Raw genomic sequence first — 21,994 nt, 5'->3', positions numbered from 1 at the left:
GCAATATGAAACCTAGTTACTTGATTTATTGTACTTAATGTTGTTAATTGTCTTTTCTTAGATTTCGGTTCTGCTCATCACGCTCTAAAATAATAGAGTGGTTTATGAATAAGTTCTTGCTAAAGTTTGCGTTTCAGCACATATTCATAGAAAGCAATTTTTTGTCGATTACGTTAGTATATAGGCAGTCATACTGATATCCACATTTAACAAATAATGGTTATGTGGGTGCAGAACCAATACAAAGTGTGGAGATACAAGTTTGATAAATGTTTTCCTTGTAGATGATCACGAGCTGGTTCGCACAGGGATACGACGTATTATTGAAGACGTCCGTGGAATGAACGTAGCAGGAGAAGCTGACAGCGGTGAAGATGCAGTAAAATGGTGTCGCAGTAATCATGCTGACGTCGTTTTAATGGACATGAACATGCCAGGAATTGGTGGCTTGGAAGCCACTAAAAAAATTCTTCGCGTGAATCCTGATGTGAAAATCATCGTACTTACCGTTCATACAGAAAACCCGTTTCCAACCAAGGTGATGCAGGCAGGTGCGTCTGGTTATTTAACCAAAGGTGCTGGCCCTGACGAAATGGTGAATGCGATTCGTGTAGTTAATAGTGGACAGCGTTACATCTCACCAGAGATTGCGCAGCAGATGGCATTGAGTCAATTTTCTCCAGCCTCTGAGAACCCTTTTAAAGACTTATCCGAACGTGAATTGCAGATCATGCTTATGATCACCAAAGGCCAAAAGGTAACGGATATTTCTGAGCAACTTAATTTAAGTCCAAAGACAGTCAACAGCTATCGCTACCGACTCTTTAGTAAATTGGACATTAATGGTGACGTTGAGTTAACTCACTTAGCGATTCGCCACGGAATGCTGGACACCGAGACCCTTTAGCGTGAATCCTCCTTTCGATTCGGCTTCCTTTCTCAAGACAGTAACTCATCAGCCCGGCGTTTACAGAATGTACAACGCCGAAGCTGTTGTAATCTACGTAGGTAAAGCCAAAGACCTTAAAAAGCGCCTTTCAAGCTACTTTCGAAAAAAAGTAGACAGTGAGAAAACTCGCGCGCTTGTCAGTAATATCGCCAAAATAGACGTCACGGTGACTCATACTGAGACAGAAGCGCTGATCTTAGAGCATAACTACATCAAGCAGTATTTACCGAAATACAATGTGTTGCTGCGAGATGATAAGTCTTACCCTTATATCTTTATTAGCGGTCATAAGCACCCACGGCTTTCTATCTACCGTGGCGCCAAGAAGCGCAAAGGTGAATATTTTGGCCCCTACCCAGATTCTGGTGCAGTAAGAGAAACATTGCATTTGCTGCAAAAGATATTTCCTGTGCGCCAGTGTGAAGACACTGTCTATTCCAACCGAACGCGCCCATGTTTGATGTACCAAATTGGTCGTTGTGCAGGACCATGCGTTAATACCATCATTTCTGATGAAGAATATGCAGAGTTGGTTGGCTTTGTGCGCATGTTTTTGCAAGGCAAAGATCAGCAAGTACTCAAACAGTTGATTGAGAAAATGGAAGATGCCAGTCAGCAATTGCGCTTTGAAGATGCCGCTAAATTTCGCGATCAAATCCAAGCGATTAGGCGTGTTCAAGAGCAGCAGTACGTCTCAGAAGACAGCATGGATGATATGGATGTACTCGGGTTTGCTCAGGAGAATGGTATCGCGTGTATCCATATCCTGATGATACGCCAAGGCAAAGTGCTTGGTAGCCGTAGCCATTTTCCGAAAATCCCACAAAATACAAGCCAGCAGGAAGTGTTCGATAGTTTTCTGACTCAATACTATTTGAGCCATAACGAAGCACGTACAATTCCTTCTCGTATTATTTTGAATCAAGAGTTGGCAGAAGATATTGCGCCAATACAGAAAGCGTTAAGTGAAGTGGCAGGCCGTAAGGTTCATTTTCATACGTCGCCAACTGGCTCTCGAGCAAGGTATCTCAAGCTTTCGAACACGAATGCACTAACGGCGATTACCACCAAAATCAATCACAAGATGACGATTAATCAGCGTTTTCATGCGCTTCGCGAAACATTGAAGTTGGAGTCTATAGCTCGAATGGAATGTTTTGATATCTCCCATACGATGGGGGAAAGCACGATTGCGTCATGTGTGGTGTTCAACAACGAAGGCCCCGTAAAGCAAGAGTATCGTCGCTACAACATTACTGGGATTACCGGTGGTGATGATTACGCAGCAATGGGACAAGCGTTGGAGCGCCGTTATTCGAAGCAATTGGACGTAGAGAAAATTCCCGACATCATCTTTATCGATGGCGGTAAAGGTCAGTTAAATCGTGCGCATGACATCATTTCGCAGTACTGGGGGGATTGGCCAAAGCGACCTATCATGATTGGTATTGCAAAAGGCGTTACTCGCAAACCAGGTTTAGAAACGCTGATTACAGTCGATGGGGACGAGTTTCATTTACCAAGCGATGCTCCTGCGCTGCATCTTATCCAACATATTCGTGATGAAAGCCATAACCATGCTATAGCGGGGCACCGTGCTAAGCGAGGTAAAACCAGACGTACGAGTGCACTCGAAGGGATTGAGGGAATCGGCCCTAAACGACGTCAGGCGTTACTCAAGTACATGGGTGGGTTACAAGAACTTAAACGTGCAAGTGTCGAAGAAATCGCCAAAGTACCGGGAATAAGTCACTCTTTAGCAGAAATTATTTTCCAAGCATTGAAACAATAAGGAAAATCGCGCAACATTAAGCCGCAATGTGTAAGAGAATAATAAAATGCGTTTGAATATCCCGAACATTCTGTCTCTTCTTAGACTGTTCCTAATCCCTGTTTTTGTGGTTGTCTTTTATCTACCTTATTCATGGGCACCGTTTGCAGCAGCAATGGTGTTTTGGGTAGCGGGTTTTACTGACTGGCTTGACGGCATGTTGGCCCGTAAACTTGGCCAAACTTCTCGTTTTGGCGCGTTTATTGATCCTGTCGCTGATAAAGTGCTAGTGGCAACGGCATTGATTCTAATCACGGAACATTATCATTCAATTTGGGTGACCATTCCTGCGGTAACGATGATTGCGCGAGAAATCATTATCTCAGCATTGCGAGAATGGATGGCTGAAATCGGTAAGCGAGCAAGTGTTGCGGTATCTTGGGTTGGCAAAGTAAAAACTGTTTCGCAAATGTTCGCCTTATGGGTGTTGATATGGCGTTACGATGAATGGATGGTTTGGCTAGGCTTTGCGGCCTTGTATGTGGCAACTTTCTTGACATATTGGTCAATGATTCAATATTTGGCTGCTGCGAAAGACGATCTGTTGAATGAAGAGCACCATTAAATTCGGATGTTAGAAAGCAGGCTTAATAGCCTGCTTTTTTGTATCTAAGACAATCTACAGCATTTTTTGGCTTCTCTCGCTTTTCAATGCTTGCTAACGGCCATGTTTGCAATTTGTATCTGGGGCTTTTGCTTCGATAGAGTTCTATTTGTGATCTAAGTCTTGTTTTTGTCCTTGGAGAGTCTTAGAGAGGCGAGTCTTCTGATTATTAATACTTCAATGCACGCAACGCACGGCCAGCAGTGTAAGGCGTAGCCAAAGTTTTATGATAAACAAGTGTATTTAAGCGATTTTTAGTATTAAAACTAAGCAATCCATCGTCTTTCGCACAAATTCTAGTCAAACGATTTAAAAAAATAAAAATAGTGTTGACTCGATCGCTCGAATCCGTAGAATGCATCCCGTACCCAAGAGAGCACGGCTCGAAAGGGTGGTGAAAAAGCTTAGCTTTATTCACAAATGAGGCGCCTTGGCAGAGTGGCTATGCAGCGGATTGCAAATCCGTGGACCTCGGTTCGACTCCGGGAGGCGCCTCCATTGTTCTTTTGAGAGCGAATGGCTTTCGAGAAAAATGCGACACTAGCTCAGTTGGTAGAGCGCAACCTTGCCAAGGTTGAGGTCACGAGTTCGAACCTCGTGTGTCGCTCCAAATTTTATTGATATGGCATTTAGCGGTATCAGATGGTGTTTTACTTTTCTGTAAAGGCATCACAAAGAATATTTGTGTGCCCTGGTGGTGGAATTGGTAGACACAAGGGATTTAAAATCCCTCGACGTTCGCGTTGTGCCGGTTCAAGTCCGGCCCGGGGCACCATCTCATATTAAATGCGACACTAGCTCAGTTGGTAGAGCGCAACCTTGCCAAGGTTGAGGTCACGAGTTCGAACCTCGTGTGTCGCTCCAGATTTAAGGCCTAACATGAAAATGTTAGGCCTTTTTCGTATTTTTTGAAAATCTCAAACTTCTTTTCTGTCACAGACTTCGTTAAGTAACGAACCCTTTGTCTCATTGACTCAAGTGATTGTTCATTCTGCCACTGCAAAACATCTTAGCCATTCCTACTAGTCTATGTTTAAACCATCACTTGTGGAGAATAACCACTCTTGCTCCAGGCAAAGCTGTGACGAGAATGCTATCTTTTTAAATGTTCCGGATATAGAAAGGAATGTTTTACGATTAAGCAGCACAACCTTACATCTCTGTTTAGATGAGGTGATGATATCTCAAGAATATTTGTTTAAATAACAGGTGTTTGAGAGAAGCAGAAAAGCATAGATCATGAATATGAACATGCGAGTTGCGATGGGGTATGTTTTGTTGTGATTTACATCACTGTTACTAATATGAAAAATCGTTGCCAGAAGATTTTATTTTGTGATAAATTCGCGCGCAATCTCGGAGCGTAATTAACAACGTTTGATCTCTGGGGGATACGCGTAGTGACCATTCAAGCTGATTGTGACACTGCGTAGGGTAGGTATCGGCAAAGCCTTTTGTCGATAGACGGGATACTAATGCTGTAAACGCGGCATATTAATGGGAAACCCAACATTGAAACCTTTGAATAAACACACACTAATCAGCTTCATACTGCCGAAATGTCCTGTTTTACAAAACGGGTGCATTACAGAACCTTGATTAATCCCTTTTACATATAAAGTCGCGAGTATCGTGGCGGATGATCTGTATTTGTCATTTATGCACTGACAAATGCGGAGGGGTATTCACACCTCCTGTAATTTCATTCTAATGATTATTAATACAGGATACAGAATTATTATAATTCAAGGGATTATGTAGTATGAGCACTGCCTTTGAAGTCGATAGCAATATCGCAAACATTTTTTCGTCTCAGGTTCCTATCGTTGAGGGAACGTATGACTTAACGCCAGATCAGGTATTGATTGATCAGGCTGAGCATGAATCTGAAGTACGTTCTTATCCACGTCGTTTGCCGATCGCAATTAAACAAGCCTTTGGGTGCTTGGTTGAAGATACGCGTGGACAGATCTTTCTAGACTGCCTTGCGGGGGCAGGCACTCTAGCTTTGGGGTATAACCATCCTGAAATAAACCAAGCGCTGAAAGAACAATTAGATTCAGGACTGCCATATCAGACGCTAGATATTGCAACATCAGCAAAAACGACGTTTATTCAATCCGTTAAGTCTTTTCTTCCTCAAGAGTTAAGCGAGAACAGCGTTATCCAATTTTGTGGCCCGTCTGGAGCTGATGCGGTTGAAGCTGCGATCAAGCTAGCGAAACAAACGACAGGTCGTAATACCATGTTTGCTTTCCGTGGTGCATACCACGGTATGACAAACGGTACGATGGGCATGATGGGTAACTTAGGCACCAAAGCTCGTCGAACTGGTTTGATGTCGGATGTGCACTTTATGCCTTTCCCATACAACCTGCGTTGTCCTTTTGGGCTTGGCGGTGATGAAGGTGCTAAAGCAAGTATCCGCTATATCGATCGTCTTTTAAACGATGATGAGTCAGGCATTATGAAGCCTGCCGCGATTATCGTGGAGCCAGTGCAAGGTGAGGGTGGTGTTGTTCCTGCGCCAGCATTCTGGCTACGAGAGTTACGTCGTATTTGTGATGAACACGGTATCTTACTGATCTTCGATGAGATCCAGTGTGGTGTTGGTAAAACTGGCTACAATTTCGCGTTCGAAGAGTCGGGCATTGTTCCAGATATTCTGTGTTTATCAAAAGCAATTGGTGGTGGTTTACCAATGTCGCTATTGGTTATCAACAAGCAACATGATACATGGAAGCCGGGCGAGCACACAGGTACATTTCGTGGTAACCAGCTAGCTATGGTCTCTGGTGCGAAAGCATTAGAAATTATCCAGCGTGATAACCTTGTTGAGCATGCCAATGTTGCGGGTCAGTACCTGCGCTACGGCCTTGAAAGTATTCAAAAGCGTGTGAACTGTATCGCAGAGGTTCGTGGCAAAGGTTTGATGCTAGGCGTGGAGATTAAAACTCCAAACGGTGAGCTCAATAAATTTGGTGAACCTCAAGCGGATAGTGAACTCACACTTTCTATTCAACGCGCAGCACTCGAGCGTGGCTTGATCGTTGAGAAAGGTGGACGCGAAGGCGCAGTAATTCGTTTCCTTCCTCCTCTTATCATCTCGTTTGAGCAAATCGACTTTGCTTTACGTGTATTTGAAGACGCGATTTTAGCCGCTGGCGGTAGTCACATCGAAACTCAGCCACAAGATGAATGGAAGAAGCATTTCATCCACACTGGAGAGATGGGCAGCAATGAATTTGCTTCGGTGATGAATCACACTACTACGGCAATGAAGTCAGTGTTTGAACAAGTGACTGCACCGTATTCAGGTATGGATCCAAAAGCATTGGAAGCAGCGATTCACGACGTTGATCTTGATAATGGAAATGCGCCTCTTAAATCCGTTATCGACGATGCTGCTGATCTGGTCGCGAAAAACGCAATTTTTACTCAACATCCAGATTGTATTGCTCACCTGCATACTCCACCGTTGATGCCAGCGATTGCGGCAGAGGCAATGATTGCGGCTTTGAACCAGTCGATGGACTCATGGGATCAAGCTTCATCAGCGACTTATGTTGAACAGAAAGTTGTGAACTGGCTATGCGATAAATATGAGTTAGGTGAAAAAGCGGACGGTATCTTCACGAGCGGCGGCACGCAAAGTAACCAAATGGGTTTGATGCTTGCGCGAGATTGGATTGCTGACAAACTCAGTGCACACTCAATTCAAAAGCTTGGCCTTCCTGAATACGCAGACAAGCTACGTATTGTATGTTCGAAAAAATCCCACTTCACGGTTCAAAAATCAGCGTCTTGGATGGGATTGGGTGAAAAAGCGGTCATGACCGTCGATGCTAATGCCGATGGAACGATGGATGTCACTAAGTTAGACGAAGTTCTCAATCAGGCCAAAGCAGAAGGTTTGATCCCATTTGCCATTGTTGGTACAGCGGGTACAACGGACCACGGTGCTATTGATGACTTAGACTTTATCGCCGATATCGCAGCGAAACATGACATGTGGATGCACGTCGACGGTGCATACGGTGGAGCTCTGATTCTAAGTAGCCAAAAAGCGCGTCTGAAAGGTTGTGAGCGTGCACATTCCATCAGCGTAGACTTCCATAAGCTGTTTTACCAAACCATCAGTTGTGGTGCGCTATTGGTAAATGACAAGTCTAACTTTAAATTCCTGCTTCACCATGCAGACTATTTGAACCGCGAACACGACGAACTACCGAACTTGGTGGATAAGTCTATTGCGACAACTAAGCGTTTTGATGCGCTCAAAGTGTTTATGACGATGCAAAGCGTAGGGCCAAAAGCCCTAGGCGATATGTATGATCATTTGCTTGAACAGACGCTTGAAGTGGCGGACATGATTCGAGATAACAAACACTTTGAGTTGTTGGCTGAACCATCACTATCTACGGTTCTGTTCCGCGCGACACATGAATCAGCGGATCTTGATGAACTGAACAAAACGTTGCGCTTAGAAGCGTTAACACGCGGTATCGCGGTATTGGGTGAAACCATTGTCGACGATAAAACTGCATTGAAATTTACGATTTTGAACCCGTGTCTGACGACGGCGGACTTTGAATCTTTGCTCTCAAAAATCAATACGCTAGCGGCAGAGCTAGTTTAACAAAGGTAACGGAAAACTATGGCAATTCTACAGATTGGTGCAGGCGGCGTTGGCTGGGTAGTTGCACATAAAGCAGCACAAAACAACGACGTTCTGGGTGATATCACAATCGCATCACGTACCGTAGGTAAGTGTGAGAAAATCATCGAATCGATTCAGAAGAAAAACAATCTGAAAGATTCAACTAAGAAATTAGAAGCGCGAGCGGTAAACGCGGACGACGTAGATTCTTTAGTTGCTTTAATTAAAGAAGTACAACCTGACTTAGTGATCAACGCAGGTCCTCCTTGGGTGAACATGTCTATTATGGAAGCATGTTACCAAGCTAAAGTGTCATACCTTGATACATCTGTTGCGGTTGATTTGTGCTCTGAAGGCCAACAAGTACCTCAAGCTTACGATTGGCAGTGGGGTTACCGTGAGAAGTTTGAAGAAGCGGGCATTACAGGTATTCTTGGTGCTGGTTTCGATCCGGGCGTAGTATCGGTGTTTGCCGCATACGCAGTGAAGCATCTGTTCGATGAAATCGATACTATCGACGTAATGGATGTAAACGCAGGCGACCACGGTAAGAAGTTCGCAACTAACTTTGATCCAGAAACGAACATGCTTGAGATTCAAGGCGATTCGTTCTACTGGGAAAACGGCGAGTGGAAACAAGTACCTTGTCACTCACGTATGCTTGAGTTTGAATTCCCGAATTGTGGTTCACACAAAGTGTACTCAATGGCGCACGACGAAGTTCGATCTATGCAAGAGTTCATCCCGGCGAAACGCATCGAATTCTGGATGGGCTTTGGTGACCGTTACCTAAACTACTTCAATGTGATGCGCGACATCGGTCTACTCAGCCCAGATCCACTAACGCTTCACGACGGTACGGTTGTTCAACCTTTGCACGTGCTAAAAGCACTACTACCAGATCCAACATCACTCGCGCCAGGCTACACTGGCCTAACGTGTATCGGTACTTGGGTTCAAGGTAAGAAAGATGGTAAAGAGCGCAGTGTATTTATTTACAACAACGCTGATCACGAAGTCGCATACGAAGATGTTGAACACCAAGCTATCTCATACACCACTGGCGTACCAGCGATCACTGCGGCTTTGCAGTTCTTCCGTGGCAAATGGGCAGACAAAGGCGTGTTCAACATGGAGCAGCTAGATCCAGACCCATTCCTAGAAACCATGCCATCTATTGGTCTAGATTGGCATGTTCAAGAACTGGAGCCAGGACAACCTGTTATCCATAAATTGAAGTAAGAATTTAGCGACTCTTATTTGTACGTTTAAGCCGATGCACTTGCGTCGGCTTTGTTCGATTTTATAGTGTCTTTGCTAAGGCGAAGGGACGTAAGGTATCAAAATGCAACAAAACGAACTAAAAACGCCATACTTCATGATCAATGAAGACAAGCTGATTGAGAATCTAGAGAAAGCAAAACAGCTAAAAGACATCTCTGGTGTGAAGCTTGTATTAGCACTGAAGTGCTTCTCAACATGGGGTGTATTCGACATCATCAAGCCTTACCTAGACGGAACAACAAGTTCTGGCCCGTTTGAAGTGAAGCTTGGCTACGAAACGTTCGGTGGTGAGACACACGCATACAGTGTGGGTTACAGCGAAGATGACGTTCGCGATGTGGCGGACATCTGTGACAAGATGATCTTTAACTCTCAGTCACAGCTAGCGGCTTATCGTCATATTGTCGAAGGTAAAGCATCGATTGGCTTGCGCCTAAACCCAGGTGTGAGCTATGCAGGGCAAGACTTAGCAAACCCAGCGCGTCAATTCTCTCGTCTTGGGGTTCAGGCTGATCACATCAAACCGGAAATTTTTGATGGTATTGATGGCGTAATGTTCCACATGAACTGTGAGAACAAAGACGTGGATGCGTTTATCGGCTTACTCGATGCTATTTCAGATCAGTTTGGCGAGTACCTAGATAAGCTGGACTGGGTGAGCATGGGCGGCGGGGTATTCTTCACATGGCCGGGTTATGACATCGAAAAGCTTGGCCTAGCGCTGAAAGCGTTTGCTGAAAAACACGGCGTGCAAATGTACCTAGAACCGGGCGAAGCGATCATTACCAAGACGACTGACCTAGTGGTCACTGTGGTTGATATCGTTGAGAACGTAAAGAAAACCGCGATTGTGGATTCAGCAACAGAAGCACACCGTCTTGATACGTTGATTTACGACGAGCCTGCATCGATTCTAGAAGCGTCTGAAAATGGTGAACATGAGTATGTGATCGGCTCGTGTTCATGCCTTGCGGGTGACCAGTTCTGCGTGGCGAACTTTGAACAGCCGCTAGAAATTGGACAACGTCTGCATATTCTTGATAGTGCGGGTTACACCATGGTGAAATTGAACTGGTTTAACGGTCTACGTATGCCGTCGGTCTACTGTGAACGCTCGAATGGTGACATTCAAAAACTGAATGAATTTGACTACTCTGATTTCAAACGTTCACTATCTCAGTGGTCAGTGAAATAAGACGTATCGCGCCATAAGCACCAAAAGAGCAGCTTAATCGCTGCTCTTTTTATTGGGGAAACGATAACAGTACGTGATTAACTCTCCACAATCACACGAGTGTCTTCACTCAGAGATTCTAACTCATTGGCTATGTCTTCAATTTCTAGCTCGCTAGGCAGTTTTATCGCCATTTTAGCGCTGAATAAGCTAGAGCTTACCCCTCCGCCTCCAGCAATGAATACACGCTGACAATCCATATCTAAAATTGAGATACCTTGATTATCGAGAACGTGAGTAATTTCATTCACAATACCCGCTCTATCGTTGGCATCTAAACGAAGTTGGAAGATAGTGTCTTCACGATATGAATGAGGCTCAGAGTCGACGAACCTAACAACAAGAGTCTGACAAGAAGAGAACGCCTGTTTAACGATGTCGGCATTTTCTCTTGGAAGCTCTACTTTGATGACACCTGCAACTTGGTCTTCGATAAAGTTTACTTTGCTGATGAGCCATTTCCCGCCGTTTTCGTGTGTGATTGCAGCGAGCTCTTTAATCGTGGCGGGTGACGCTTGTCCGACAAAATTAACAATAAATACGGTGTTCATAATGTCCCCTCCTGGAATCAAGGTTTGGACGCAGTACGAATAAACGTGCTACTTAAGTTATTGGAATAAATCCTTTTATTTAGTGTAGGTGCTAAGGGCAGGTAATGTTTGATGAAAGTCAATTTTTAACACTAATTCGTGATGGAAATAATTAAAATAATGTTCAGAGCACAAAAAAGCAGCCATCGTAAGGCTGCTTTTTACCGAGTATCAACTTAGGATTAGAACGTTACTTTTAACTCGACACCATAAAATTGACTGTCATAGTTTGCGCCTGCGTCCATGGCGAATTTTGCAACATCTTGGTTTCCAAACCAAGGTGATGAATTGAATTGTAGTTCTGCACTACCGCCCCATGCATCAGTTACCCAATAATGAATATGTCCAACAGGGTTTAAGAAGAAGAGCGAAACATCACCTGCGGTTTCAGAGCCCATAACTTCGCCGCCGTTTGCAATAATGTCTTGCTCAGCCGTTAACATCATTTCACCAACAACAGCACCAAAGAATGGTGTGATAAAAATATCCTGCCAAGATGGTACTTCTGCGAACGCCTCCACGCCATACTCCCAAAAGAACGTCGACATAGTTGCGGAGTACAAAAACGACTGAAATTCATTATAGCCAGCGTGACGTGCTGCCGTGTAGTAAACGCCGCCAAAATATGGGTGCATGATGTAGTTGAGGACATGTTCATCGCGATCCCAAACGGGGCCGTCAGAGACATTATCTTTCCACTTTTGCCCCAACTTACTCATGTCTCGGTCTTCTTCGTCCCATTTGGTGATACTTTCTGGAAGAAAAGTCATCATGCCTACGGTCGCGATACTGAGACCTAGAATGGTGTAGGTTTGACCCATCAGATAATCCCAGTCTTTATCTTGAGGGATGATGAGATGTTTAGGCTGAAGCCCTGCGTCAAGGTTTAGCGAATCATCATTATTCTGTTCATACATAACACCGCGATTTTGAGCCTCGAAGGTGTACAGAGTCGTCGTTTCGCAGTAACCTGACAAGCAATCAGGTGTGTAAGAAAACTCTGTATGACGGCTTAGGTCATAGTGACTTGCGTGCGCAAGCGCTGACGAAGCCAAGCAAAGGCCTGTTAGAGTCGTCTTGAACATGGATGATTTTGACACAAAGGTCTCCGAGTTAATGGTGTATGTTCGGGCTCGTAATTATCCCTCAAAACATCAATCATTTAAACACTTGACCCTTATTTAGTCCCAACAAACCTCGGCGAGATTTGTCCAAATAAAAAGAAAAATAAGCGCTATAACGAAAATAGGATTGTGCTTACGTTCAGGAGTCAGTTGTGAAAATAGCAATGCTTAGTACTGGTGAGGAAGTCCTCCACGGTGATATTGTTGATACTAATGCGGCATGGTTGTCTAGCCTGTTTTATCAACATGGATTTGGCTTAACAAAGCGCTCAACGGTTGGTGATAGCCTATCGAGTTTGGTTGAAGAGTTTTTAATGCTCAGCTTTAACAACGATGTGGTTATTGTTAATGGTGGTTTAGGCCCTACAACGGATGACATGAGTGCTGCCGCCGCCGCGAGAGCTGCCGATTGTAAACTGGTGCTATTCAAAGAGTGGTTGCAGCATCTAGAAAGTTTGTATGCTCGACGTGGCATCCCTATGCCGGACAGTAATTTAAAGCAAGCAATGCTGCCAGAAGCGGCAGAGATATTGGACAACCCGATAGGCACTGCTTGCGGTTTCAAAATGCTGATTAATGATGCCATTTTTTATTTCACACCGGGTGTACCAAGTGAATTTAAGCTCATGGCAGAGACGCAAATTCTTCCCGATCTGAGAAGAGTGTTTCCCGATGTTCAAGGTTCATGTTGTAGTCGAATCTACACGTTTGGTCTGTCTGAATCCGGTATTTCAGATAAGCTAGATCAGCTAAAACTTCCTCAAGGCTATGAGCTAGGGTATCGCTCTTACTTGCCTTTTATTGAAGTGAAACTTTTTGGTCCTTCAGATCAGCTTGAACAGCGTTTGAAACTAGTACAGATAATTAATAAACACCTTGAGAGTAATACCGTTAGTATTGACTTACCTATGGTTGAAAATGTCGGCCAGTTGTTGGTCGATAAAGGACTAACAGTGTCGACCTCCGAAAAAAGTAGCAGGGGATACTTAACGTACTGGCTAAACAGTGATGAAAACGCTGAAAAGCAACTAGGGCATGGTTGGGTACTACCGAGCCTGACTCAGGCGATGGGCAACAGCGGAGATCCATTAGCAGAAACGTTTGCTCTGGCTGGTGCTACGCGAGAGAAGTGTGGGACGGATTTATCACTCGTCACTGGCCATATTGAAGAGGGCGTTTTTTCCGTCGCTTTATCGACACCGTCAGGCGAGTGGGGAGCATTATATAAACTCTCGAAAAAGTATCAGCGCAATGATCAAGTTAAAGTGATCAGCACGGCAGCACTAGACTTGTTGCGTCGCTACCTAGAACGTAAACCGATGTTTGCGCATTATGCATTTTTAGAGAAAGTTAAAGAGATGCACCTCCCGAGCAGTGCTTTATAACCAAAGCTCTCTACAGTAGTCTGAGAGACAAAAAAGCCAAGGTGATTACCTTGGCTTTTGCATTTTATACCGTCGAGTCAACGTTATGCGCGCTGCTTTTCTTTCATCGCGTAGTTAACGCCGCTAAGTGACAAATCTGATTTTGCTTTACAGATACAAGGTAATATTTCATCACTTTGTGTGTAAGCCATGGCAAAACCAACATACTCCACTTCACCAGACTCCAATTTGCAGCGACAGGCGCCGCAGTGCCCATCACGGCAGTTGTATTCTGGTAATAGGCCAGCTTGCTCCATTGTTTCCAAAATCGTATTGGAAGGGTTGGATTCAATGCTGATCAGTTTGTTGATTTTGAGTGTTGCCATTACAGCTCGAATCCTTCGAAGTCATCTGCGCGAACTTCATTGTCAATTTGACCCACAAGGTAAGAAGAGATTTCTGCTTCTTGAGGCGCAACTTGAACGTTATCTGAAGACAACCAAGCGTTAATCCATGGAATTGGGTTGGTTGTTGCTTCTGGATACGCTGCTGGTAGACCTACCGCTTGCATACGAATATTTGTGATGTATTCAACGTATTGGCTTAGGATGTCTTTGTTTAGACCGATCATAGAGCCATCTTTGAATAGATACTCTGCCCACTCTTTTTCTTGCTCAGCCGCTTCTTTGAATAGGTCAAAACAGTCCTGTTTTGCCTCTTCTGCGATTTGCATGAAAGTGAAGTCATCTTGACCGTTACGTAGCAGGTTGATCATGTGCTGCGTGCCGTTTAAGTGAAGTGCTTCGTCACGAGCGATCAGCTTGATGATTTTCGCGTTACCTTCCATTAGTTCGCGTTCTGCGAAAGCGAAAGAACATGCGAAACTGACGTAAAAACGAATAGCTTCTAATGCGTTAACAGACATCAAACAGATGTACAGCTTCTTCTTAAGATCGTACAGACTAACCTTAACCGTTTCACCGTTAAGGACATGCTCACCTTCACCGTAGCGATGGTAATCATTCGTCGCTTGAATCAAATCGTCGTAGTAGTGCGCGATGTCTTTTGCACGCTTCAGAATGTGCTCGTTCTCAACAATATCATCAAACACCACAGCAGGGTCGTTCACGATGTTACGAATAATGTGTGTGTAAGAACGAGAGTGAATCGTTTCAGAGAAAGACCAAGTCTCAATCCAAGTCTCTAGTTCTGGCAGAGACACAAGCGGCAGCAGTGCCACGTTAGGGCTACGACCTTGAATAGAGTCAAGAAGCGTTTGGTACTTCAAGTTAGAGATGAAGATGTGCTTCTCGTGATCTGGCAGTTTGTTGTAATCGATACGGTCGCTAGATACGTCTACTTCTTCTGGACGCCAGAAGAAAGAAAGTTGTTTCTCGATAAGTTTTTCGAAAATCTCAAACTTTTGTTGGTCGTAACGTGCAACGTTTACTGATTGACCTAGGAACATTGGTTCCTTCAATTGGTCATTCTTTTTTTGGTTAAAAGTACTGTAAGCCATAATGCCTCAATTCCTTTTAAACCTCCCCGTAAGGGGAGGTTATCGATAGTCTGTCTTTACGGGTTCGCTAGGTACGGGAAGATTAAATCTTACAACCGCCGCCAGCACAATCGTCATCTTGTGGTTGAACAGCGTCTTTCTGTTCATCTTTCGCGCCATCACGAGTGTTGTGGTAGTAAAGCGTTTTCACACCAAACTTATACGCTGTTAGCAGGTCTTGAAGTAGTTTCTTCATTGGAACCTTGCCAGTCTCGTAACGTGACGGGTCGTAGTTAGTATTAGCAGAGATAGCTTGGTCAACAAACTTCTGCATAATACCCACAAGGTGTAGATAACCGTCGTTCGAACCGATATTCCAAAGCAGTTCATAGCTGTCTTTAAGTTCTGTGAACTCTGGTACAACTTGCTTCAGGATACCGTCTTTCGAAGCTTTTACTGAAACGTAACCACGTGGTGGCTCAATACCGTTAGTTGCGTTTGAAATCTGAGAAGAAGTCTCAGAAGGCATTAGCGCAGTCAGTGTTGAGTTACGTAGGCCGTGCTCCATAATTTCTTTACGTAGGCTGTCCCAGTCGTAGTGCAGCGCTTCGTCACAAATTAGGTCGATATCTTTCTTATACGTATCAATCGGCAGTAAGCCTTTCGCGTAGTTCGTCTCGTCGAATGAAGGACACTTACCTTGTTCTTTCGCCAGTGCTACAGATGCTTTCAATAGGTAGTACTGCATTGCTTCGAACGTACGGTGAGTTAGGCCGTTCGCGCTACCGTCAGAGTATTTCACGCCATTCTTCGCTAAGTAGTAAGCAAAGTTAATCACACCAACACCTAGCGTACGACGGTTCATAGTCGATTTGTATGCCGCTGGTAGAGGGTAATCTTGGTAATCAAGCAGTGCATCTAACGCACGAACAACAAGATCGGATAGCTCTTCGAAATCATCTAGAGACTTGATAGCACCTAAGTTGAATGCAGAAAGCGTACACAGTGCGATCTCGCCTGAGTCATCTTCAACGTTAGTTAATGGTTTCGTTGGCAGTGCGATTTCTAAACATAGGTTCGACTGACGAACTGGAGCGACTTCAGAATCAAATGGGCTGTGAGTATTACAATGGTCCACGTTCTGGATGTAGATACGACCCGTTGATGCACGCTCTTGCATTAGCAGAGTGAACATTTCAATCGCTTTAACCGTTTCTTTCTTGATTGAAGGATCGTTCTCGTACTTCACGTATAGACGCTCAAACTCTTCTTGGTTTTCGAAGAATGCGTCGTACAGACCAGGTACATCAGATGGTGAGAATAGCGTAATATTGCCGCCTTCAACTAAACGTTGATACATCAGTTTGTTTAACTGAACACCGTAGTCCATGTGACGAACACGGTTTTCTTCAACACCACGGTTGTTCTTAAGTACCATTAGTGAGCGTGCTTCACCGTGCCACATTGGGTAGAACACAGTAGCTGCGCCACCACGTACACCACCTTGTGAACAACATTTTACTGCTGTTTGGAAGTACTTGTAGAACGGAATACAACCAGTGTGGAATGCTTCACCACCGCGAATCTCTGAGCCTAATGCACGGATACGACCTGCGTTGATACCAATACCAGCGCGCTGAGATACGTAACGAACAATTGAGCTTGCTGTTGCGTTAATAGAATCAAGACTGTCGCCACACTCGATCAGAACACATGAGCTGAACTGGCGAGTAGGGGTACGCACGCCAGACATAATTGGCGTAGGTAGAGAAATCTTAAATGTCGATGTCGCATCGTAGAAACGTTTGATGTAATCAAGACGCGTCGCTTTTGGATATTTCGCAAATAAGCACGCTGCTACAAGGATGTATAAGAACTGAGCACTTTCGTAAATTTGGCCCGTAACACGGTTCTGTACGAAGTACTTGCCCTCTAGCTGCTTAACTGCCGCGTATGAGAAGTTTAGGTCGCGTTTATGGTCGAGGTACGCATCAAGTTCGTCGAGTTCTGCTTTTGTGTAGTCTTCTAGAATATGTTGATCGTACTTACCCATATCGACGAGGCGAGACACGTGATCATAAAGCGTTGGTGGCTCGTATTGGCCATACGCTTTTTTACGCAGATGGAATACCGCTAGGCGAGCAGCTAGGTATTGGTAATCCGGAGTCTCTTCAGAGATCAGGTCTGCCGCAGACTTGATGATTGTCTCGTGAATATCTGTCGTTGTGATGCCGTCGTAAAACTGGATGTGAGCGCGAAGTTCTACTTGAGAAACCGAAACATTATCTAGACCTTCTGCAGCCCAAGTGATAACGCGGTGGATTTTATCCAGATCGATACTTTCTTTACGGCCATCACGCTTAGTGACGGTAAGTTGTTGGTTCATTCTGCTTTATTTCCCTAAGAAAACTGATAAAAGCCGTATTTTTGTTTGTTTATGTGCAATATGAGTAAAGCTTGCGGCGGCTTTGTGATCAAAGTCTATCTATATATTGTCGCTTAAACACAACATATAGGGGTTCATTTGTTTGCGGGTTACAAGATAGTGCTATTACACTGATTTATCAAGGTACAGATCGGGGATGACTTGTGGATAACTGACAAAATGAAAAAAATCAGTAAGTGAACACTAACCGATGAGAAAAGGGCAGACTTGAATGGTTAAAAGTACGGTTTCGAGATCGGTTTAGAAATAACCGCATGCAAAAATATTTTCCTTGATCTTTGGCCGTTTTTATCTACGAAAAATGGCTTGGTCAAAATGGAATCTAGAGCACGAATTTTAGCCATAAAAAGACAAAAAAAGCGGCAACTTTGTGCTACCGCTTCCGATTCATTTTCTTTAAAAAATGTCAATCACAAAACACATTTTTTAACGCAACAGCGTTCAGTATTTTTTAGTATGAACGATGTAGTTTACATCTACATTACGACCGAGTTTGTAGCTGTCATTTAGAGGGTTGTAATGAAGCCCAGTAATGCCCATTTCCGTCAGGTCAGTTTGGTCTATCATCTTCATCATTTCGGCTGGCTTGATAAACTTATCGTGCTCATGAGTGCCTTCAGGAACAATCTTAAGAAGCTTCTCAGCACCGACAATAGCAAATAAGTACGACTTAATGTTTCGGTTCAAAGTTGAGAAAAACACGTGACCACCGGGTTTGACTAGCGCAGCACAAGAGCGGATAACGGAGAGAGGATCTGGAACGTGTTCAAGCATCTCCATACAAGTCACGACATCGTAAGTTCCTGCGTTTTCTATAGCGTGGTCTTCTATTGTGCTCTGAATGTAGGTCAGTTGAGTGCCTGTTTCTAATGCATGTAGTCGCGCGACTTCTAATGGTTCTTTACCCATATCAAGCCCCGTCACAATAGCGCCTTCTTTTGCCATGCTTTCAGCAAGAATGCCACCACCACAGCCGACATCAAGTGCGCGCTTGCCAAACAAGCCATTTGCTTTTTCAAGTACATAGTTCAAACGAAGTGGGTTAATTTGATGAAGCGGCTTAAACTCGCCTTCTAAATCCCACCATCGAGAAGCCATGTCCTCGAATTTCTTAATTTCACTTGGGTCGACGTTTTGTGCTTTAGTCATAATTGGTTTTATTGCATTCAATCTGAGTCCTTTAGAGGGCGCCAGTATACTCCAACGTTTTACACCCAAACAACCTCGATGTGCTTAGTTAAGGGACAATGACAGAGTTCACTGGCGCGGCAATCGAGACAGGTGCCTGTAATTTGTAAAGCGCTCGCTATTGTTTTTGGTTCATCCTTGAACTGGTGCCAGTGACAATAACTCTAAAACCTGCATTTTCGCGTTGTGTGGTTAAAGGAATTTACCTCGCTTTTCCGCGTAAAGGGTCCGATTTTGCTCAATATTGACCGAAATATAACCACTAATCAGAAAGATATGGGATGAGTGTGCAAATTCTCGACATTTGATTCATAACCAAGCTCACAACCTGATAAAAGGAGAGGGAAAGTGATGCCGAAGTGATGAATTGTGTGTTATATTTTTGCACCTTACACGTATCGTAATTACGATCAGATAATAGAGGGATAATGGCTCTATGAGCGATTTAGCTAAAGAGATCACGCCCGTAAACATTGAAGATGAGCTTAGAGGTTCATACCTAGACTATGCGATGTCAGTCATCGTGGGTCGTGCTCTTCCAGATGTGCGTGATGGCCTAAAACCAGTACACCGCCGCGTTTTATTCGCGATGAACGTACTAGGCAACGATTGGAACAAACCATATAAAAAATCAGCCCGTGTTGTCGGCGACGTAATCGGTAAATATCACCCACATGGTGACAGTGCTGTGTACGACACAATCGTACGTATGGCTCAGCCGTTCTCGCTTCGTTACATGCTGGTCGATGGTCAAGGTAACTTTGGCTCGATCGATGGCGACTCTGCTGCGGCAATGCGTTACACCGAAGTTCGAATGGCAAAAATTGCCCATGAACTATTGGCTGACCTAGACAAAGAAACCGTAGACTACGTACCAAACTACGACGGTACTGAGCAGATCCCAGCGGTTCTTCCAACTAAAATTCCAAACCTATTGGTTAACGGTGCTTCTGGTATCGCAGTAGGTATGGCAACCAACATCCCGCCTCATAACCTTGGCGAAGTGATTGATGGCTGTCTTGCATACATCAATAATGAAGAAATCACTATTGATGAACTAATGGATTACATTCCTGGTCCTGATTTCCCAACGGCGGCGCTTATCAGCGGTCGTAAAGGCATTGTAGACGCGTACAAAACAGGTCGCGGCAAAATCTACATGCGTTCGAAAGCGGACATCGAAGTGGAGAAGAATGGTAAAGAGACCATTATCGTCACTGAAATTCCTTACCAGGTGAACAAAGCTCGCTTGATCGAAAAGATCGCTGAGCTAGTTAAAGATAAGAAAGTAGAAGGTATCAGTGCACTGCGCGACGAGTCAGATAAAGACGGTATGCGCATTGTTATTGAGTGTAAGCGCGATGCTGTGGGCGAAGTAGTTCTAAACAACCTTTACGCTCAGACTCAGCTGCAAACCACTTTCGGTATCAACATGGTGGCCCTAAACAATGGCCAGCCACAGCTATTCAACCTAAAAGATATGTTGAAGTGCTTTGTTGATCACCGTCGTGAAGTTGTGACACGCCGTACTATTTTCGAACTGCGTAAAGCGCGTGAACGTGCTCATATCCTTGAAGGTTTAGCTCTAGCGCTTGCTAACATTGATGAAATTATTGAGCTTATCCGTAAGGCACCTACACCGGCTGAAGCAAAAGCGGGTCTTATCGCTCGTGGTTGGGATTTAGGCAACGTTTCAGCAATGCTAGAGCGTGCTGGTACAGATGCTGCGCGCCCTGAATGGCTAGAGCCTGAATACGGTATTCGTGATGGTCAGTACTTCCTGACTGAGCAACAAGCACAAGCTATCCTAGATCTACGTTTACATAAACTAACAGGTCTAGAACACGAGAAGATTCTTGGCGAATACAAAACACTTCTAGAAGAAATCGCTGAACTCATGCATATCCTTGCGAGCACTGAGCGTTTGATGGAAGTGATCCGTGAAGAACTTGAAGCGGTTCGTGACGGCTTTGGTGACGCTCGTCGTACAGAAATCACAGCTGCGAGCCATGATATTGACATGGAAGAGCTGATCGCACGTGAAGACGTTGTGGTTACTCTATCTCACGGTGGTTACGTTAAGTACCAAGTACTGAGCGACTACGAGTCACAGCGCCGTGGTGGTAAAGGCAAGAGTGCGACTAAGATGAAAGATGAAGACCATATCGAGCGTCTTCTAGTGGCGAATACCCACGATAACATCTTGTGTTTCTCTACTCGTGGTAAAACATACCGCCTGAAAGTTTACCAATTGCCTCTAGCGAGCCGTACTGCGCGTGGTAAGCCAATCGTAAACATCCTTCCACTCGAAGAAGGTGAGCGCATTACCGCGATTCTACGTGTTGATGAATTCTCTGAAGACAAATTCATCTTCATGGCAACAGGTGACGGTACGGTTAAGAAAACGCCGTTGAACCAGTTTGCAAACGTACGTTCAAACGGCCTAATCGCTGTGAACCTACGTGAAGACGATTCGTTAATCGGTGTGGATATCACTAACGGCGAAAATGAAATCATGCTGTTCTCTAAAGCGGGTAAAGTGGTTCGCTTTAAAGAAGCAGAAGAGATTCCAGTACTTGATGAAAATGGTAAACCAGTTCTTGATGAGAATGGTCAGCCAGAGATAAAGTTTAAAGGTGTTCGTCCTATGGGTCGTACCGCCTCTGGTGTTCGTGGTATGAAACTGGCTGAAAATGACCAAGTTGTATCACTTATTGTTCCTTCGCACGAAGGCGACATCCTAACGGTTACAGAAAACGGTTATGGTAAACGCACAGCACTTAGCGAGTACCCGACAAAAGGTCGTGGCACTCAAGGTGTAGTTTCTATCAAAGTTTCTGAGCGAAATGGCCCGGTAGTTGGTGCTATCCAGGTTGTTGAAGGTGATGAAATGATGATGATCACCGACGCTGGCACGTTAGTACGTACTCGTGTGGGTGAAGTTAGCCAAGTTGGTCGTAACACACAAGGTGTAACGCTTATCCGTACTGCGGAAGATGAATCAGTTGTTGGTTTGCAACGTATTGAAGAAGTTGATGATGAAGAGCTGCCTGCTGATGAAGATGCAGAAGCGTTAGAGTCAACCGACGAAAATACGCAGCAAGACGCTCCAGCTGCTGATGATGCAGAGGAAGGTAACGAAGAGTAATCTTACATCGTTATCCTGATATGAAAAGCCGAGCCTTAGTTGCTCGGCTTTTTTGTATCTGTATCAACGCATTT

14 protein-coding genes and 4 tRNA genes are annotated in these 21,994 nt (G+C 44.4%); 12 read left to right on the top strand and 6 right to left on the bottom strand.

All coding sequences use genetic code 11. The annotated features are described in order from the left end of the window. Positions 1 to 262: 262 nt before the first annotated feature. The 10 genes from uvrY to nspC all read left to right on the top strand — a co-directional run bounded on the left by uvrY (position 263) and on the right by nspC (position 10,523). On the top strand, positions 263 to 907 hold the full coding sequence (gene uvrY / locus R7O13_RS14020; RefSeq protein WP_005386783.1) for a UvrY/SirA/GacA family response regulator transcription factor: 645 nt from the start codon (positions 263 to 265) through the stop codon (positions 905 to 907). Position 908: 1 nt separating this feature from the next. Continuing rightward, positions 909 to 2,741: an excinuclease ABC subunit UvrC gene (gene uvrC / locus R7O13_RS14015; protein ID WP_318304080.1), complete on the top strand. Its 1,833-nt coding sequence runs from the start codon at positions 909 to 911 to the stop codon at positions 2,739 to 2,741. Positions 2,742 to 2,787: 46 nt separating this feature from the next. Next, positions 2,788 to 3,345 carry a CDP-diacylglycerol--glycerol-3-phosphate 3-phosphatidyltransferase gene (pgsA, locus tag R7O13_RS14010; RefSeq protein ID WP_005394805.1) on the top strand — a complete coding sequence of 186 codons (558 nt, stop codon included), beginning with the start codon at positions 2,788 to 2,790 and terminating at the stop codon, positions 3,343 to 3,345. A 463-nt stretch (positions 3,346 to 3,808) separates the two neighbouring features. Continuing rightward, positions 3,809 to 3,882, top strand: a tRNA-Cys gene (locus R7O13_RS14005). Positions 3,883 to 3,918: 36 nt separating this feature from the next. Continuing rightward, positions 3,919 to 3,994 (top strand) — tRNA-Gly (locus R7O13_RS14000). 78 nt (positions 3,995 to 4,072) lie between these two features. Further along, positions 4,073 to 4,159 (top strand) — tRNA-Leu (locus R7O13_RS13995). A 13-nt stretch (positions 4,160 to 4,172) separates the two neighbouring features. Further along, a tRNA-Gly gene (locus R7O13_RS13990) sits at positions 4,173 to 4,248 on the top strand. Between the two features lie 898 nt (positions 4,249 to 5,146). Continuing rightward, positions 5,147 to 8,023, top strand: a complete 2,877-nt coding sequence (locus tag R7O13_RS13985) for a pyridoxal phosphate-dependent class III aminotransferase (RefSeq protein WP_053350827.1) — start codon at positions 5,147 to 5,149, stop codon at positions 8,021 to 8,023. 18 nt (positions 8,024 to 8,041) lie between these two features. After that, the gene (locus R7O13_RS13980) at positions 8,042 to 9,286 is read left to right on the top strand and encodes a carboxynorspermidine synthase (RefSeq protein ID WP_012841628.1); all 1,245 of its coding nucleotides are present in this window, start codon (positions 8,042 to 8,044) and stop codon (positions 9,284 to 9,286) included. Positions 9,287 to 9,389: 103 nt separating this feature from the next. After that, positions 9,390 to 10,523: a carboxynorspermidine decarboxylase gene (gene nspC / locus R7O13_RS13975; protein WP_054577687.1), complete on the top strand. Its 1,134-nt coding sequence runs from the start codon at positions 9,390 to 9,392 to the stop codon at positions 10,521 to 10,523. A gap of 77 nt (positions 10,524 to 10,600) precedes the next feature. On the opposite strand, the gene R7O13_RS13970 is transcribed toward nspC, so the two are convergent. Together R7O13_RS13970 and R7O13_RS13965 are read right to left on the bottom strand one after the other, a co-directional pair. Continuing rightward, entirely contained in the window at positions 10,601 to 11,113 is a 513-nt protein-coding gene (locus R7O13_RS13970; RefSeq protein ID WP_005376814.1) for a glycine cleavage system protein R, read from the bottom strand. A 221-nt stretch (positions 11,114 to 11,334) separates the two neighbouring features. Next, entirely contained in the window at positions 11,335 to 12,237 is a 903-nt protein-coding gene (locus R7O13_RS13965) for a DUF3943 domain-containing protein (protein WP_005376815.1), read from the bottom strand. 191 nt (positions 12,238 to 12,428) lie between these two features. Here R7O13_RS13965 and R7O13_RS13960 point away from each other — a divergent pair, with 191 nt between their 5' ends. Then, positions 12,429 to 13,661 (top strand): CinA family nicotinamide mononucleotide deamidase-related protein, encoded by a 1,233-nt coding sequence (locus R7O13_RS13960; protein ID WP_318304078.1) that lies wholly within the window; start codon positions 12,429 to 12,431, stop codon positions 13,659 to 13,661. A gap of 83 nt (positions 13,662 to 13,744) precedes the next feature. On the opposite strand, the gene yfaE is transcribed toward R7O13_RS13960, so the two are convergent. The 4 genes from yfaE to ubiG form a co-directional block, all read right to left on the bottom strand. Beyond that, positions 13,745 to 14,026 (bottom strand): class I ribonucleotide reductase maintenance protein YfaE, encoded by a 282-nt coding sequence (yfaE, locus tag R7O13_RS13955; protein WP_005376817.1) that lies wholly within the window; start codon positions 14,024 to 14,026, stop codon positions 13,745 to 13,747. Further along, entirely contained in the window at positions 14,026 to 15,159 is a 1,134-nt protein-coding gene (gene nrdB / locus R7O13_RS13950; protein WP_005376818.1) for a class Ia ribonucleoside-diphosphate reductase subunit beta, read from the bottom strand. The genes yfaE and nrdB overlap by 1 nt, the downstream gene beginning before the upstream one ends. An 82-nt stretch (positions 15,160 to 15,241) precedes the next feature. Beyond that, positions 15,242 to 17,524, bottom strand: a complete 2,283-nt coding sequence (nrdA, locus tag R7O13_RS13945; RefSeq protein ID WP_005376819.1) for a class 1a ribonucleoside-diphosphate reductase subunit alpha — start codon at positions 17,522 to 17,524, stop codon at positions 15,242 to 15,244. 501 nt (positions 17,525 to 18,025) lie between these two features. Then, entirely contained in the window at positions 18,026 to 18,733 is a 708-nt protein-coding gene (gene ubiG / locus R7O13_RS13940; protein WP_005376820.1) for a bifunctional 2-polyprenyl-6-hydroxyphenol methylase/3-demethylubiquinol 3-O-methyltransferase UbiG, read from the bottom strand. A gap of 475 nt (positions 18,734 to 19,208) precedes the next feature. Here ubiG and gyrA point away from each other — a divergent pair, with 475 nt between their 5' ends. After that, the gene (gyrA, locus tag R7O13_RS13935) at positions 19,209 to 21,920 is read left to right on the top strand and encodes a DNA topoisomerase (ATP-hydrolyzing) subunit A (RefSeq protein ID WP_017636128.1); all 2,712 of its coding nucleotides are present in this window, start codon (positions 19,209 to 19,211) and stop codon (positions 21,918 to 21,920) included. The last annotated feature ends 74 nt before the right edge of the window (positions 21,921 to 21,994 follow it).

The organism is Vibrio sp. Y176 (assembly GCF_033438945.1).
Note: the sequence above shows the minus strand (reverse complement) of the source record. Positions and strands in the feature narration are given on the sequence as shown.